Origin of the sequence: Burkholderia sp. AU28863 (assembly GCF_002223195.1) — a bacterium.
Classification (GTDB): Bacteria; Pseudomonadota; Gammaproteobacteria; order Burkholderiales; family Burkholderiaceae; genus Burkholderia; species Burkholderia sola.
In genome coordinates this window covers 602,066-617,660 of the sequence record NZ_NKFE01000003.1, presented here as the reverse complement: position 1 = coordinate 617,660, position 15,595 = coordinate 602,066, and the positions used below count along the sequence as shown (strand labels likewise).

The 15,595-nt window shown below is 66.6% G+C and carries 17 protein-coding genes; all 17 read right to left on the bottom strand.

Annotated elements, in window-relative coordinates:
* Positions 1 to 13: 13 nt before the first annotated feature.
* The gene (acpS, locus tag CFB81_RS05305; protein ID WP_089434739.1) at positions 14 to 460 is read right to left on the bottom strand and encodes a holo-ACP synthase; all 447 of its coding nucleotides are present in this window, start codon (positions 458 to 460) and stop codon (positions 14 to 16) included.
* 78 nt (positions 461 to 538) lie between these two features.
* Positions 539 to 1,315 (bottom strand): pyridoxine 5'-phosphate synthase, encoded by a 777-nt coding sequence (gene pdxJ, locus CFB81_RS05300; protein WP_089434738.1) that lies wholly within the window; start codon positions 1,313 to 1,315, stop codon positions 539 to 541.
* Complete coding sequence (gene recO, locus CFB81_RS05295) at positions 1,312 to 2,148, bottom strand: DNA repair protein RecO (protein WP_006476492.1); 837 nt, start codon at positions 2,146 to 2,148, stop codon at positions 1,312 to 1,314. The genes pdxJ and recO overlap by 4 nt, the downstream gene beginning before the upstream one ends.
* On the bottom strand, positions 2,135 to 3,034 hold the full coding sequence (era, locus tag CFB81_RS05290; RefSeq protein WP_069620547.1) for a GTPase Era: 900 nt from the start codon (positions 3,032 to 3,034) through the stop codon (positions 2,135 to 2,137). Before era ends, recO begins: the two co-directional genes overlap by 14 nt.
* A 60-nt stretch (positions 3,035 to 3,094) precedes the next feature.
* Positions 3,095 to 4,318 (bottom strand): ribonuclease III, encoded by a 1,224-nt coding sequence (rnc, locus tag CFB81_RS05285; protein ID WP_089434737.1) that lies wholly within the window; start codon positions 4,316 to 4,318, stop codon positions 3,095 to 3,097.
* A 154-nt stretch (positions 4,319 to 4,472) separates the two neighbouring features.
* Positions 4,473 to 5,366: a signal peptidase I gene (gene lepB, locus CFB81_RS05280; RefSeq protein WP_069620549.1), complete on the bottom strand. Its 894-nt coding sequence runs from the start codon at positions 5,364 to 5,366 to the stop codon at positions 4,473 to 4,475.
* A gap of 16 nt (positions 5,367 to 5,382) precedes the next feature.
* Entirely contained in the window at positions 5,383 to 7,176 is a 1,794-nt protein-coding gene (lepA, locus tag CFB81_RS05275) for a translation elongation factor 4 (protein ID WP_069620550.1), read from the bottom strand.
* A 196-nt stretch (positions 7,177 to 7,372) separates the two neighbouring features.
* Positions 7,373 to 7,609, bottom strand: coding sequence for a glutaredoxin family protein (locus tag CFB81_RS05270; RefSeq protein ID WP_069620551.1), 237 nt, complete (start codon positions 7,607 to 7,609; stop codon positions 7,373 to 7,375).
* Between the two features lie 8 nt (positions 7,610 to 7,617).
* Positions 7,618 to 9,108, bottom strand: a complete 1,491-nt coding sequence (locus tag CFB81_RS05265; protein ID WP_069620552.1) for a DegQ family serine endoprotease — start codon at positions 9,106 to 9,108, stop codon at positions 7,618 to 7,620.
* A gap of 16 nt (positions 9,109 to 9,124) precedes the next feature.
* Positions 9,125 to 10,177, bottom strand: a complete 1,053-nt coding sequence (locus tag CFB81_RS05260) for a MucB/RseB C-terminal domain-containing protein (protein WP_069620553.1) — start codon at positions 10,175 to 10,177, stop codon at positions 9,125 to 9,127.
* Between the two features lie 5 nt (positions 10,178 to 10,182).
* Positions 10,183 to 10,800, bottom strand: coding sequence for a sigma-E factor negative regulatory protein (locus CFB81_RS05255; protein ID WP_069620569.1), 618 nt, complete (start codon positions 10,798 to 10,800; stop codon positions 10,183 to 10,185).
* A gap of 86 nt (positions 10,801 to 10,886) precedes the next feature.
* Positions 10,887 to 11,486, bottom strand: coding sequence for an RNA polymerase sigma factor RpoE (rpoE, locus tag CFB81_RS05250; RefSeq protein WP_006490873.1), 600 nt, complete (start codon positions 11,484 to 11,486; stop codon positions 10,887 to 10,889).
* 91 nt (positions 11,487 to 11,577) lie between these two features.
* Entirely contained in the window at positions 11,578 to 12,042 is a 465-nt protein-coding gene (locus CFB81_RS05245; RefSeq protein WP_089434736.1) for a hypothetical protein, read from the bottom strand.
* Between the two features lie 11 nt (positions 12,043 to 12,053).
* Positions 12,054 to 13,286: a beta-ketoacyl-ACP synthase II gene (gene fabF / locus CFB81_RS05240; protein WP_050011474.1), complete on the bottom strand. Its 1,233-nt coding sequence runs from the start codon at positions 13,284 to 13,286 to the stop codon at positions 12,054 to 12,056.
* 164 nt (positions 13,287 to 13,450) lie between these two features.
* Entirely contained in the window at positions 13,451 to 13,690 is a 240-nt protein-coding gene (gene acpP, locus CFB81_RS05235; protein WP_004197638.1) for an acyl carrier protein, read from the bottom strand.
* A gap of 144 nt (positions 13,691 to 13,834) precedes the next feature.
* A complete protein-coding gene (gene fabG / locus CFB81_RS05230; RefSeq protein WP_059574010.1) occupies positions 13,835 to 14,584 on the bottom strand; it encodes a 3-oxoacyl-ACP reductase FabG in 750 nt (249 codons plus the stop codon).
* Positions 14,585 to 14,620: 36 nt separating this feature from the next.
* Entirely contained in the window at positions 14,621 to 15,553 is a 933-nt protein-coding gene (gene fabD, locus CFB81_RS05225; RefSeq protein WP_089434735.1) for an ACP S-malonyltransferase, read from the bottom strand.
* Positions 15,554 to 15,595: the final 42 nt, after the last annotated feature.

The following is a 15,595-nucleotide window of genomic DNA, read 5'->3' as shown; positions in this document are numbered from 1 at the left end:
ATCGGGAATTCCGTCAGGAGGAGGTTCGGGAAACAGGTGCGGGGGCACGCGCGGCGGCCGTTTCAGCGTCGGTTTCGGCGACCACGAACGACACCGCGTAGTCGCGTTCGTCGCTGACCGTCACGCGCGCCGTGATGCCGCGCGCGGCCAGCCACTCGGCCAGCTCGCCCGATGCGACCACGTACGGCTCGCCGCTCGGATGGTTGAGGGTTTGCAGCGCGCGCCACGTCATCGGCCAGTGCATGCCGAGCCCGATCGCCTTCGAGAATGCTTCCTTCGCGGAGAAACGCGTCGCGAGAAACGCGATGCCGCGCGCCTCGGAGCGTGCGCGCCGCGCGTGAAACACGCGCAGTTCGTCGGGGCCGAGCACCTTCTCGGCAAACCGGCCGCCCGTGCGTTCGAGCACGGCCGCGACGCGGCTCACCTGTGCGATATCGGTACCGATGCCGTAGATCGCCATGTCAGTCTCCGCCGGGGCAACCCGGCGAGACCGGGTCAGGCGCGTCGCACACGGCGTACGTGGCGCAGCCTCGCATCGTCACCGCGCGCCGCCGTGCAGCGCGGCGACGCGTGCGGCGACCATGATCGCCTTCATCTCGCGCACCGCGTTGTCCCAGCCCGCGAAGATCGCATGCGCGACGATCGCGTGACCGATGTTCAGCTCGACGATGCCGTCGATCGCGGCGATCTGCTGCACGTTCGTGTAGTGCAGCCCGTGGCCCGCATTGACCTTCAGGCCCAGCCGCGCGCCGGCCTGCACGCCCGCGACGATACGCTCGTATTCGCGCTGCTGCTCCGCTTCGTCGTGCGCTTCGGCGTAGCGGCCCGTATGCAGCTCGATCACCGGCGCGCCGGCTTCGTGCGCGGCGTGGATCTGCGTATCCTCCGGGTCGATGAACAGCGACACGCGTACGCCCGCGTCGGCAAGCTGCTTGCACGCCGCGCGCACGGCCTCGAAGTGGCCGGCCACGTCGAGACCGCCTTCGGTCGTCAGCTCCGCGCGCTTCTCCGGCACGAGGCACGCGTCGTGCGGACGCACTTCGCACGCGATGTCGAGCATCTCGGCCGTCACCGCGCATTCGAGGTTCATGCGCGTCTTCAGCAGCGGGCGCAGTTCGCGCACGTCGGCGTCGACGATGTGACGACGATCCTCGCGCAGGTGCAGCGTGATCGCATCCGCACCGGCCTCTTCGGCGGCGAGCGCCGCGCGGATCGGATCGGGATAGCGCGTGCCGCGCGCGTTGCGCAGCGTCGCCACGTGGTCGATGTTCACACCAAGGTCGATGGCGGTGGGCGTGGTCAGGAAGAAGCTCATAGGTTTTGCAGGTCGATCAGGATCTGACGCGTGGCGAGCGGCGTGCCGCCGAGATAGGTGTTCAGCAAGAAGCGCATCAGCGTCTTGCTCTGCGCGACCGTCTGGGCTCGATGGTAATCGTCCTGCTCCATGTCGAGCAACGTCTGCCCGGTAATCACCGGCCAGTGCGACGGAACGTCGTCGTCCGCATTGCGCACACCGCGCTCCGGATCGAACACGTAGCGACGCTCGGGTTCGACCGCGCGGCGGGCGACCGTGCGGTTCAGCGCCATCGCATAGCCGGTCTCGCGCAGCAGCACGCGCTCGAACGAGCGCAGCACCTGCACGGCGGGCTCGCCGTGCGCGAGGCGCGTGAGCGTCAGCACGTAATGATTGAACAGCGGCGGCTGCGGATCCTCGCGCGCGCAGAATTTCACGAGCAGCTCGTTCGCGTAGAAACCGCACAACAGCCCGTCGCCGCCGAGCGGCAGCATCCCGCCGACCCACTCGGCGCCCGTCAGCGTGCGCACCTCGGATTTGCCCGACCACGACAGCAGCAGCGGCTGGAAGGTCTGCAATACGCCGCGCAACGCGGAGTGCGGGCGTTTCGCGCCCTTCGCGACGAGCGCGAGCCGGCCATGGTCGCGCGTCAGCACGTCGACGATCAGGCTCGTTTCCCGATACGGATAGCTGTGCAGCACGAACGCCGGCTGCTCGGCGACGCGGAAATCGGACGTGCGAGACGTCGCACGCCGCGCCTTGCGCGGCGGTTCGGGCGGTGCCGGCAGCGGCGCGTCGTTCGCGCCGGCCGTCACCGCGTCCTCGGTCGACGTCAGCGCGTCATTCGTACCCATAGGCACGCAGCCCCGCCTCGTTGTCGGCCCAGCCGCTCTTCACCTTCACGAAGGTCTCGAGGTACACGGGGCCGTCGAACAGCTTCTCCATGTCCATCCGCGCCTCGGTGCTGATCTGCTTGAGCTTCTCGCCCTTCTTGCCGATCACCATCGCCTTGTGCGAATCGCGCTCGACGAGGATCGTCGCGAAGATGCGCTTCAGGCGCCCCTCCTCCTCGAACTTGTCGATCAGCACGGTGCTCGTGTACGGCAGCTCGTCGCCGGTCCAGCGGAATACCTTCTCGCGCAGGATTTCGGCCGCGAGAAAGCGCGAGCTGCGGTCGGTCAGCTCGTCCTCGCCGTAGATCGGCTCGCCTTCCGGCAGGTATGGCTTGATCGTGTCCAGCAGGCGCTTGATGTCCTCCGGCTTCTGCGCCGACAGCGGCACGAGCTCGGTGAACTCGCGCAGCCCGCTCACCTTCTGCATGAACGGGAACAGCGTGGCCTTGTCGCTCACGCGGTCGATCTTGTTCGCGATCAGCAGCGTCGGCATGCCGGGCGGGATCAGGTCGAGCACCTTCTGGTCGTCGGGCCCGAAGCGGCCGGCCTCGATCACGAACAGGATCACGTCGACCGACGTCAGCGTCGACGTGACCGCGCGGTTCAGCGAACGATTCAGCGCGGTGCTGTGACGGGTCTGGAAGCCGGGCGTGTCGACGAACACGAATTGCGCGTCGTCGAACGTGTTGATGCCGGTGATGCGGTGACGGGTCGTCTGCGCCTTGCGCGACGTGATGCTGATCTTCTGGCCGACGAGTGCGTTCATCAACGTCGACTTGCCGACGTTCGGACGGCCCACGATCGCGATCATGCCGCAACGAAAACCGGTAGGAGCGGGAGTGTTCATATCGTTTGGGAGACAGGTTCGGAAACGGCCGCGCGGCGCGCGGCACGATCGATGGGCAATTCAGTGGTCGGCATCGGCCACGCGCGCCTGCGCGGCAGCCAGGCTCGCGCCGCCGGGCGGCGTTTCGGCGTCGGGCGACGCGGCATCGCGTGCGCGCGCCGGCGTGCGCGCGGCGGAATCGGCGCCCGCGGCAGGTTTGTCGGCCGACGACAATGCCGGATCGGCCGCATGGCCGGCCGGCCTGTCGGCTGGGCGCGGCGCGGCCTCGGCGGGCTTTTCCGCGGCCTTGTCGGCCCGCTCGGCCGGTTTGTCGGCAACCTTGTCGGTCGCCGGCTTCACCGCCCGTTCGCCCTTGTCCGTTGCCGGCTCGACATGCGCCGCACGAATCGCGGCCATCGGCGCGACGGCCGGCTCGGCGCCCGCAGCCGCAGCGGTTGCCGCCGGCACCGCGCCGGCCGCCCTGGCCTCGCGCGCCGTCGCACGTTCCTTCCGCTCGGGCGAGCGCAGGTCGAGCGCTTCCTGCACGCCCTTCACGCCCGGCACGATTTCGGGCTCGACATGCTTGGACCCGCGCGCGTTTTTCGAGCGCTTCGGCTTCGCGGTCAGCATCGGCGCGGCCGCCATCACTTCGTCGAGCGCCTTCTTCGCGGCGGCCTGCTCGGCCGCGCGCCGGCTCGCGCCGGAGCCCGCTACCTTCACGTCCAGCTTCGGCACCGTGCACTCGACCTCGAACTGCTGATTGTGCGCCGCACCATGCGTCGCGACGACCGTATAGGTCGGCAGCGCGATCTTGTGCCCCTGCAGGTATTCCTGCAGCAGCGTCTTCGCGTCCTTGCCGAGCGTGCGCGGATCGATGTGGTCGAGAATCGGGATATAGAGGCGCTTGATGACCCCTTGGGCGGCTTCGAAGCCGCCATCGAGGAACACGGCCCCGATGATGGCTTCGAACGCGTCCGCGAGGATCGACGGGCGACGGAACCCGCCGCTGCGCAGTTCGCCCTCGCCCAGCCGCAGGCCGTCCGAGATATTCAGGGCCTGAGCAATTTCATACAGCGACTGCTGTTTGACGAGGTTGGCGCGTACGCGCGACAGGTCGCCTTCATCCAGCTTGCCGAAACGCTGGAACAAAAGGGCGGCCACCGCGCAATTCAGAACGGAATCGCCGAGAAACTCGAGCCGTTCGTTGTGCGTGGCACTGTGACTGCGATGGGTCAAAGCCTGGCGCAACAATTCCGCATTGCGAAATTCGTAGCGCAGCCGGCTTTCCAACTGGGATGAGGGCATGTGCAGGAGTATAACGCGGGCGCCCGGTCGGGCCGAAACGGCACGGCCGGACACGAAAAGGCGTGACGAGGCGGTGTTACCGCCGGTTCTTAAAGTCGTTCGGCAATACGCGACGCGGCCCGTGCGTCGCGTATTGCGGATGAATCGAATGCGGTCAGTTGAAGGAACCGATGCGCTTCAGGTCGCCGAAGTTCATCCAGATGAAGAACGCGCGGCCGACGATGTTCTGGTCCGGCACGAAACCCCAGTAGCGGCTGTCCGCGCTGTTGTCGCGGTTGTCGCCCATCATGAAGTAGTGACCGGGCGGCACCTTGCAGATCACGCCGCGGCTGTTGTACGTGCAGTTGTCGCGATACGGATAGTCGTATGCGCCCATCACGAACGGCGGCACGGCCGGGTTGTTGAGGATCGCGTTCTTCTTGTTGCCGATCGTTTCCTCGAACTGCTTCGCGTAATTCTGGCGCTCGTCGTCGAAGAAATCGGGCAGCGGCGTTTCCGGCACCGGCTGGCCGTTGATCGTCAGCTGCTTGTCCTGGTACGCGACCGTGTCGCCCGGCAGGCCGATCACGCGCTTGATGTAGTCGACCGACTCGTCCTTCGGATAGCGGAACACGACGACGTCGCCGCGCGACAGCGGGCTGCCCTGCGTGATCTTCGTATTGGTGACCGGCAGGCGCAGCCCGTACTCGAACTTGTTGACGAGGATGAAGTCGCCGACGAGCAGCGTCGGCACCATCGAGCCCGACGGAATCTTGAACGGCTCGACGATGAACGAACGCACGACGAACACGGCCAGGATCACCGGGAAGAAGCTCGCCGTGTACTCGAGCCACCACGGCTGGCGCAGCTTTTCGTCACGCAGCTTCGAACGCGTCTGCGCCGCGTTTTCGTCCGCGAAACGCTTGTCGATGCGCGACTGCTGGCGATCGAACTCCTCGATCGCCGAATCGGCCGCCTTGCGACGCCGCGGCAGGAACACCAGTTTGTCCAACACCCACGCTACGCCCGTCACGACGACGAGCACAAAAAGAATCAGCGCAAAATTCATAAAAGGATCAGTCCTGTTATTTGTCTTCGACGCGCAAGATCGCGAGGAACGCCTCCTGCGGGATCTCGACCGAACCCACCTGCTTCATGCGTTTCTTACCTTCTTTCTGCTTCTCGAGCAGTTTCTTCTTCCGCGTGATGTCGCCGCCGTAGCACTTCGCGAGCACGTTCTTGCGGAGCGCCTTGATGTTCTCGCGCGCGACGATGTGCGCGCCGATCGCGGCCTGGATCGCCACGTCGTACATCTGGCGCGGAATGATCTCGCGCATCTTCGCGGCGACTTCGCGGCCGCGGTATTGCGACTGCGACCGGTGCACGATGATCGACAGCGCGTCGACCTTGTCGCCGTTGATCAGCATGTCCACCTTCACGACGTCCGACGAACGGTATTCCTTGAACTCGTAGTCCATCGACGCGTAGCCGCGCGACACCGACTTCAGGCGATCGAAGAAGTCGAGCACGATCTCGGCCATCGGGATCTCGTACGTGAGTTGCACCTGGCGGCCGTGATACTGCATGTTGATCTGCGAGCCGCGCTTCTGCTCGCACAGCGTGATCACCGAGCCGACGTAATCCTGCGGCATGTACAGGTTCACGGTGACGATCGGCTCGCGAACTTCGGCGATGCGGCCGGGCTCCGGCATCTTCGCCGGGTTCTCGACCATGATCGTCGAGCCGTCGCTCTGCACGACCTCGTAGACGACCGTCGGCGCGGTCGTGATGAGATCCATGTCGAATTCGCGCTCGAGCCGCTCCTGCACGATTTCCATGTGCAGCAGCCCGAGGAAGCCGCAGCGGAAACCGAAGCCGAGCGCCTGCGACACTTCCGGCTCGTACTGCAGCGATGCGTCGTTCAGCTTCAGCTTCTCGAGCGATTCGCGCAGCGCGTCGTACTGGTTCGCCTCGACCGGATACAGCCCCGCGAACACCTGCGGCTTCACTTCCTTGAAGCCCGGCAGCGGCTCGGCGGCGGGCTTGGTCGCGTGCGTGACGGTATCGCCGACCTTCGCGGCCGTCAGTTCCTTGATGCCGGCGATGATGAAGCCCACCTGCCCGGCCGACAGCGACTCGAGATTGCGCGACTTCGGCGTGAACACGCCGACGTGCTCGACCGGATACTGCGCGCCGGTCGCCATCATCTTGATCTTGTCCTTCGGACGCAGCGTGCCGTTGACGATACGCACGAGCATCACGACGCCGACGTAGTTGTCGAACCACGAATCGATGATCAGCGCCTGCAGCGGCGCGGCCGGATCGCCCTTCGGCGGCGGCACCTTCGCGATCAGCGACTCGAGCACGTCTTCCACGCCGAGGCCCGTCTTCGCGCTGCAGCGCGTCGCGTCGGTCGCGTCGATGCCGATCACGTCCTCGATCTCCTCGATCGCGTTCTCGGGGTTCGCGGCCGGCAGGTCGATCTTGTTCAGCACGGGCACGACCTCGACGCCGAGCTCGATCGCCGTATAGCAGTTCGCGACCGTCTGCGCCTCGACGCCCTGGCTCGCGTCGACGACCAGCAGCGCGCCTTCGCACGCGGACAGCGAACGGCTGACCTCGTACGAAAAGTCGACGTGCCCCGGCGTGTCGATCAGGTTCAGGTTGTAGACCTTGCCGTCGCGTGCACGATAGGACAACGCGGCCGTCTGCGCCTTGATCGTGATGCCGCGCTCGCGCTCGATATCCATCGAGTCGAGCACCTGCGCTTCCATTTCACGGTCGGCGAGGCCACCGCATACCTGGATGATGCGATCCGCGAGTGTCGACTTGCCATGGTCGATGTGCGCGATGATCGAGAAATTGCGAATATGATCCATTCAGTGCCGATCAAGCGAAAAAGGCGCGCTCGACGACTGCGGAGCACGCCTTGTGTAAGTCGGTGAAAAAACGGCTTATTTTAGCCGAAAAGGCTTACGCCGGGCGGGATTTCGGACGCCCGCCCCGCGGGAGCCGGCACGACGCCCGCCGGATCAAACCCCGTATGAAGCGGCACGGGCCCGCGGCAGGCCAGGCTCAACGCCGGGCCGCCAGCGCGCCGCGCACCCGCGCGTCGTCGAACCGGTGGCGGCACACTTCCGCGCCGTCCAGCAGCAGCACCGGCACATCCTCGTCGTAACGCGCGACGAGCGCCGCATCGGTGTCGATGTCGACGTAGTCGACCGCGACGCCGAATTCGGCCGCCACCGGCGCCAGTGCGTCGCGCATGTCGTCGCACAGGTGGCACCAGCCGCGGCCGTAGAGCGTGAACATCGGCCGCGTTACTTCTGGGTCGCGCGCGGCCGCACGGGCACGAACTGCGTGTTGTCGCCACGCCGCACGAGCACCGCGACCGCCTTCTGCGGATCGAGCTGCGCGGTCACGTCGGCGAACTGCTTCGCGTTCGTGATGTCGGTGTCGCCGACGCGCAGCACGATGTCGCCGCGCTGCAGGCCCGCACGGGCGGCCGGGCCGTCGACGCCATCGATCTGCACGCCGTTCTTCAGTTTCAGCGTCTTCAGCTGCTCCGCCGTCAGGTCGCTGACCGTCAGGCCGAGCGAATTGGTCTGACGCGGCTTCTGCGGCGCGTTCTTGCGCTGCTCGGCCTTCGCCGTCGACTCGGCCGGCGTTTCCGCGATCGTGATCGGCAGATCGCGTGCCTGGCCCTTGCGCCACACGCTGACCGTCGCCTTCGTGCCGGGCTTCGTGTCGCCGACCATGCGCGGCAGGTCCGACGCCGCATCGACCGGACGGCCGTTGAACTTCAGGATAATGTCGCCCGGCTGGATGCCGGCCTTGTCGGCCGGGCCGCCCGGCTCGACGCTGCTGACGAGCGCGCCTTCGGCCTTCGGCAGCCCGATCGAGTCGGCCACGTCCTTCGTCACCTCGCCGATCGCCACCGCGATCCGGCCCCGGGTGACCTTGCCGGTCGCCTTCAACTGGTCGGCCACGCGCATCGCCTCGTCGATCGGAATCGCGAACGAAATGCCCATGAAGCCGCCGGTCCGGCTGTAGATCTGCGAGTTGATGCCGATCACCTCGCCCTGCATGTTGATCAGCGGGCCGCCCGAGTTGCCGGGGTTCACGGCGACGTCGGTCTGGATGAACGGCAGATAGTCGCCCGTGTTGCGGCTCTTCGAGCTGACGATGCCGGCGGTGACCGTATTGTCGAGGCCGAACGGCGAACCGATCGCGACGACCCACTCGCCGACGCGCACCTTGTTCGAATCGCCGATCGCGACGACCGGCAGGTTCGACGCCTGGATCTTGACGACCGCGACGTCCGTGCGGTCGTCGACGCCGATCAGCTTCGCCTTGAATTCGCGCTTGTCGGTCAGCGTCACGTAGATGGTGTCCGCATCGTCGACGACGTGCGCATTGGTCATCACGTAACCGTCGGCCGACACGATGAAGCCAGAGCCGACGCCGCGGTTCTGCTCGGTGTCGGGGCCATTGTCCGGCGCCGGCGCGTTCTTCGGGCTGCCGCCGTTGCCGGGCGCCTGCGGCAGCGGAATGCCGAAGAAGCGCCGGAAGAATTCCGACATGTCGCCGTTGTCGAAGCCTGGCGGGAGCACGCCGCGCGGGCCGGGTACCGGCACGTTCGCGGTGGTCCGGATGTTCACGACCGCGGGGCCGACCTTTTCGACGAGGTCGGCGAAATCGGGCAGGCTGGCAGCGGGAGGCGTGACAGCGACAGCGGTTTGCGGGACGAGCGGCAGGCAGGCACACAGCGCCGCCGCCGCGAGCACTTTGCGCAGCGTGAGTTTCGTCATGTCGGGAGCCGTAGCGTTACTTGGAAGCCTTGTATTCTATGGCAGACGCGAACTGCTGCAACGTTGCCGGCGGCACTTCGCCGAGCACGGTGATCCAGTAGTCGCCGCGGCGCTTCACGAGAACGTGCGTCGCGCCGGTGCTGCCCGCGCCTTCCTTGCGCGTATTTTTCTCGGCCGGCTCGATGAAGACCGAGATCGTCGCGAGGCCGTCGGTGAAGACGGCCTGATCGACCGGGATCGGCGGATCGCCCGCATCGCGCGCGGCCATCGGCCGGCGCACTTCACGAATCTTCTGGAAGCCGGCGACGCTCGGCGCAAGCTGCCAGCCCTGCGCTTCCATGTCGACCGTCGCGACCGGCGGGCGCACGACCGTCCAGCCGCTCAGGTTGCGCATGCCGGCTGCGATCGCGGCCTTGTCGCCGCTTGCGCCGCCCGTCTGCACTTGCGAGAACGCGATCTGTTCGAGCACGCGATCGTTCGCGTCGAGCGTCTGCGAACGCAGCAGCAGCCCGGTGCGCGCATCGGCCCACAGCTTGTACGCGAAACGGTACGCATCCTTCGGCACGAGCTCGACGACCTGCGCGTCGATCCCGGCCACGCGGTCCTTGCCGAGCGACTTCGCATCGTAGACGGACATCACGTGCTCGCCGCTCGCGCCGAGCAGCGCGGGGAACGAGTCGCGCGTCTGACGGCGCTCGACCACGCACAGCTTGCGCTCGGGCACGAACGTGTACAACTCGTCGTTGTGCCGCAGCAGCTTGCGCGGCTTGCCGTCGAGCGTTTCGATCCGCTCGAACTCGCCGTCGCGGGACGAGACGTGCGCGATGCGCGACGACTGCACGTACCCGCCGCGCTGGTAGACGAACGTACCTTCGTAGCTCTGCTGCTGCGCGGCCTGCTGGACGCGGTCGAGCCAGTCCGCGGCACCCTTGCGGGTCGCGACGGGATCGTCCGGTTGCTGGGCGCTGGCGGGAAGGGAGTGAACGGACAACAGGGCGGCTGCGCAAAGCAGGAGGGCCGGCAGCCGCTTCCATCCGGAGATGGCGTGATTCAACTGCAATGTCCGCATCGGGTTTATTGGCCTGGCGTGGTGGTCACGGCAGCGCGGATCAGCGGCATCGAGCCCGTGACGACAGGCTGCTGCGCGAATTGCTGGTGCGCTTCAAGGTATTGGTCGAGGCTGGCGTCGCGAATGATGTTGACGTCCTGCAGGCCCGGCTGGGCCGATGCCTGCGCAACCGTCACGCGCTGCAGGTTGCCGTTCTGCGGCGCGCCTGCCGATGCGACCTGAACGGCGCCCGGCGCCCCGGCCGTCTGCATTTGCGGGACGACGATCCACGTCAGCGTGGCGGCCGCGGCGGCCACCGCGAACGCGGGCACGACGCGGCGGCGCAGCGCCAGCAGCTTGCGCGCGACCGGCGCGGCCGCCGGTGCCAGCAGATGCGGCTCGCTTTCGAGCGCGGCCGACATGCGCGCGGTGAACGCGACGCTCAGCGCGGGCGGCAACGCGAGCTCGTCCGAGCGCAGCGCATCGCCGATCAGGTGGTAATGGGCCCACACGGCGCGATCCGCGCGGTCGAGCTCAGCCAGAAACTGCCCGTGGTCCGGGCCATCGAACATTTCGCCGTCGACCAGCGCGGAAAGGCGCTCGCCGCGCGAGCACGCTTGCGATTGCGTATTGACCGACCCCATGATGCTCCCCATCTTGCACACCCCGTCGTGACTTCACGACTCTATCCGTAACTAGACCCCGACCCGCGTCGTTCCGCCCGCCGCGCTTACCAGCGCTTTCCTTCGGGCGTATCGAGCAGCGGACGCAATTTGGCAGCGATTGCTTCGCGCGCGCGGAAGATCCGCGACCGGACCGTCCCGATCGGACAGCCCATCATTTCCGCGATCTCTTCGTAGCTCAGGCCCTCGATCTCGCGCAGCGTGATTGCCTGGCGCAGTTCTTCGGGCAGCAGAGCCATTGCAGCGTTGACCGTCTCGGCAATCTGCTTGCTCATCAACATCGACTCAGGCGTGTTGATATCCCTTAGTTGGTCTGCGTCGGAGAAAGTTTCCGCTTCCTCCGCATCGGCCTCGGTCGAGGTCGGCGCCCGGCGGCCTTGCGTCGCAAGGTAGTTCTTCGCCGTGTTGACGGCAATTCGGTACAACCACGTATAGAACGCCGATTCGCCGCGGAATTGCGGCAGCGCACGATACGCCTTGATGAACGCGTCCTGGGCCACGTCCTCGACCTCGGCGGGATCCCGCACGAGGCGCGAGATCAGCCGAATGATCTTGCGGTGGTATTTGGAGACCAGGAGTTCGAACGCCGCCTTGTCGCCCTTCTGTACGCGTTCGACCAGAGCCTGATCGATTTCTTTTTCACTCACCTGACAAATCCGTTAACTAGGGATGCAACGCGGAGCGTTATTGTAGCGTTCCGGCGCCGGCCGCTGGTTACGGTCGGTAACCACGCCGCCGTCATGCCCGCGCCGCCGCCCCGGCCGTTCTCGCCAGCACCGACAGCGCGCTGAATGACGCGGCATCGAGCGCGTCGGCCGGAATCAGCAGCGGCCGCGCGCGCCGGGCACCCTGCCCGACCGACAGCACCAGCAGCAGGCTGCTCCAGTGCGCATGGCCCGTCACGCGGCCGCGGGCCAGCAAGCGCCCGGTGCGGCCAAACGCCGCAATCTCCCCGAACGCATCGATTTGCAGCTCGGCCGGCAGCCGGCGGGCGCAAGCCCGCGCCGCGAATACGGCCAGCAGCGCCGCCGTCACGGCCGACACGCCTGCGCCGGCGGCAGCGCCCGCGCGCGGCGCCCAGAACAGGTACGCCGATGCGGCAGCCGACGCGACGAACGCGGCCAGCACGAGATACGACACGGCCGAGGCCCGCAACGCAAAGCGCTGCGGACGCCCGGCCGGAGCATCGAATGGACTCGTCAAGCGATTCGCCGTCAGACGCGCTTGAACACCAGCGTGCCGTTGGTCCCGCCGAAGCCGAAGTTGTTCTTCACGGCCACGTCGATCTTCATGTCACGCGCGGTGTTCGCGCAGTAATCGAGATCGCACTCGGGGTCCTGGTTGAAGATGTTGATGGTCGGCGGCGACACGTTGTTGTGCAGCGCCAGCACCGTGAACACCGATTCGAGGCCGCCCGCGCCGCCCAGCAGGTGGCCCGTCATCGACTTCGTCGAGTTCACGACGAGCTTGTACGCGTGCTCGCCGAACGCCGCCTTCACCGCGTCGGACTCGTTCTTGTCGCCCAGCGGCGTGGACGTGCCATGCGCGTTCAGGTACTGGACCTCGTCGGCGTTCATGCCGGCGTCGCGCAGTGCCGCGACCATGCAGCGGCGCGGACCATCCATGTTCGGCGCGGTCATGTGGTACGCGTCGCCCGTCATGCCGAAGCCGGCGACTTCCGCATAGATCTTCGCGCCGCGCGCCTTCGCCGCCTCGTATTCCTCGAGCACCATCACGCCGGAACCCTCGCCGAGCACGAAGCCGTCGCGGTCCTTGTCCCACGGACGCGACGCGGTAGCCGGATCGTCGTTGCGGGTCGACAGCGCGCGTGCTGCCGCGAAACCGCCGATGCCGAGCGGCGACACCGTCGATTCGGCGCCGCCCGCGACCATCACGTCGGCGTCGCCGGCCTGGATCAGGCGCGCGGCGAGGCCGATGGAGTGCAAGCCGGTCGTGCAGGCGGTGACGGCCGCGAGGTTCGGGCCCTTCAGGCCGAACATGATGCTCAGGTGACCCGAGATCATGTTGATGATCGAACCCGGCACGAAGAACGGCGAAATCCGGCGCGCGCCGCGATCGACGTAGGTCTGGTGCGTATCCTCGATCATCGGCAGGCCGCCGATGCCGGAACCGACCAGCACGCCGATGCGTTCCGCATTGGCTTCGGTCACTTCCAGCCCGCTGTCCCGGATGGCCTGGACGCCGGCGGCGATGCCGTAATGGATGAACGTATCCATGTTCCGGGCTTCCTTCGCCGGGATGTACTCCTCGGCGCTGAAACCCTTCACTTCGCCCGCGAAATGGCAGGCGAGGTTCGACGCATCGAACTTCGTGACGGTGGCGATACCGGACTTGCCGGCGACGAGATTGGCCCAGCCGTCGGCAACATTATTGCCAACAGGCGAAATCAGCCCCAGGCCTGTAACGACAACACGACGGCGGCTCACGGTAACCTCTTTTCCATTATTGGATGACAAAAACAAAAGCCACAGTGGCCACAGGAACCAGCCCTGCGAGCCCTGTGGCTGTTAGTCCGTCCGGCGCGAAGCCGGCAGGATGGCGCGTCAATCGCGATGATCGCGGCGACGTGGCGGACAAGCGCGAAAGGCGCTTACGCCTTGACGTTTGCGCGAGCGTAGTCGATCGCTTGCTGAACGGTCGTGATCTTCTCTGCTTCTTCGTCCGGGATTTCCATGCCGAACTCGTCTTCCAGAGCCATCACCAGTTCGACCGTGTCGAGCGAATCGGCGCCCAGATCGTTCACGAACGAAGCTTCGTTCTTGATCTCGGCTTCTGCGACGCCCAGTTGCTCAGCGACGATCTTCTTGACACGTTGTTCGATGTTGTCCATTACCCCTCCGAGGGAAAGTTCAGATTTACAAGTGCGCGCATTTTATCAGGTTTGCTGACGGCAAAACGCGCGTTGGCTTGATGGTCGATCAAGCGCCGGTCCGCCTGAAAAACGGGATACGGCGCGGATGGTAAACGAAAACCGTTACGACATGTACATGCCGCCGTTCACGTGCAGCGTCGTGCCGGTGATGTAACCGGCTTGCGGCGATGCGAGGAACGCGACGGCATGGGCGATGTCCTCCGGGCTGCCGAGGCGGCCGAGCGGAATCTGGGTCTTGAGCGCGGCCTGCTGTTCTTCCGGCAGCGTCTTCGTCATGTCGGTGTCGATGAAGCCCGGCGCCACGCAGTTCACCGTGATGCCGCGGCTGCCGATCTCGCGCGCGAGCGCCCGCGTCATGCCTGCCACGCCGGCCTTCGCGGCCGCGTAGTTGACCTGACCCGGATTGCCGGCCGAGCCGACCACCGACGTGATGTTGATGATACGGCCGCCGCGCGCCTTCATCATCGGGCGCAGCACCGCGCGCGACAGGCGGAACACCGACTTCAGGTTGGTGTCGATCACCGCGTCCCAGTCCTCGTCCTTCATCCGCATCGCGAGCTGGTCCTGCGTGATGCCCGCGTTGTTGACGAGCACGTTCAGCGCGCCGAATTCCTTCACGGTCGCATCGATCAGCGCCTCGGCGGCGGCCGCGTCGTTGACGTTCAGCACCGCGCCGCGGCCCGTGACGCCCGCTTCCGCGAACGCCGCGGTGATCGCGGCGGCGCCCGATTCGCTCGTCGCCGTGCCGATGACCGTCGCGCCGAGGCGCGCGAGTTCGAGCGCGATCGCCCGGCCGATGCCGCGCGACGCGCCGGTCACGATCGCAACCTGTTTATCGAGAGTCTTGTCCATGAATCGAATATCCGTCTCTTGAGGAAAGGCGCCGCGTCAGGCGGTCACGAGCTTCAGTGCTTCGTCGAGCGAAGCCGGATCGAACACCGACGCGCCGACCAGGTTGCCGTCGATGCGCTTCGTCAGGCCGGCCAGCACCTTGCCCGGCCCGCATTCGATCACGTGCGTGACGCCGGTGCCCGCGATGTGCCGCACGCATTCGACCCAGCGCACCGGACCCGCGGCCTGGCGTACCAGCGCATCCTTGATCGCGGCCGGATCGCCGACCACCGCGACGTCGATGTTGTTGACGACCGGAATCTGCGGCGCCTTCACGTCGACGCTCGCGAGGTAGTCGCGCAGCTGGTCCGACGCCGGCTTGAGCAGCGACGAATGGAACGGCGCCGACACCGGCAGCGGCAGCGCGCGCTTCGCACCCTTCGCCTTCGCGATCTCGCACGCCTTTTCGACCGCGGCCTTGCTGCCGGCGATCACGACCTGCGCGGGCGCATTGAAGTTCACCGCTTCGACGACACCCGCTTCCGCGGCTTCGGCGCATACCGCGCGCACCGTGTCGTCGTCGAGACCCAGGATCGCGGCCATGCCGCCCTGGCCGACCGGCACGGCCGTCTGCATCGCCTGCGCACGGAAGCGCACGAGCGGCACCGCGTCCTTGAACGCGAGCGCGCCGGCCGCGACGAGCGCCGTGTATTCGCCCAGGCTGTGGCCGGCGACGATCGATGGCGCCGGGCCGCCTGCCTGCTGCCACGCGCGGTAGCACGCGTACGCGGCGGTCAGCATCACGGGCTGCGTGTTGGTGGTCAGGTTCAGCTCTTCGGCCGGACCTTCGGCGATCAGCTTGCCGAGATCCTGATTGAGCGCATCGGACGCTTCCTGGAGCGTCTCGCGCACGACGGCCAGATCGGCGAATGCGTTGAGCATGCCGATCGCTTGCGAGCCCTGCCCCGGAAAAACGAATGCAAATTTCATATCGTCCCCAATTGAATCGATTCGGACGGCGCGCACGAACGG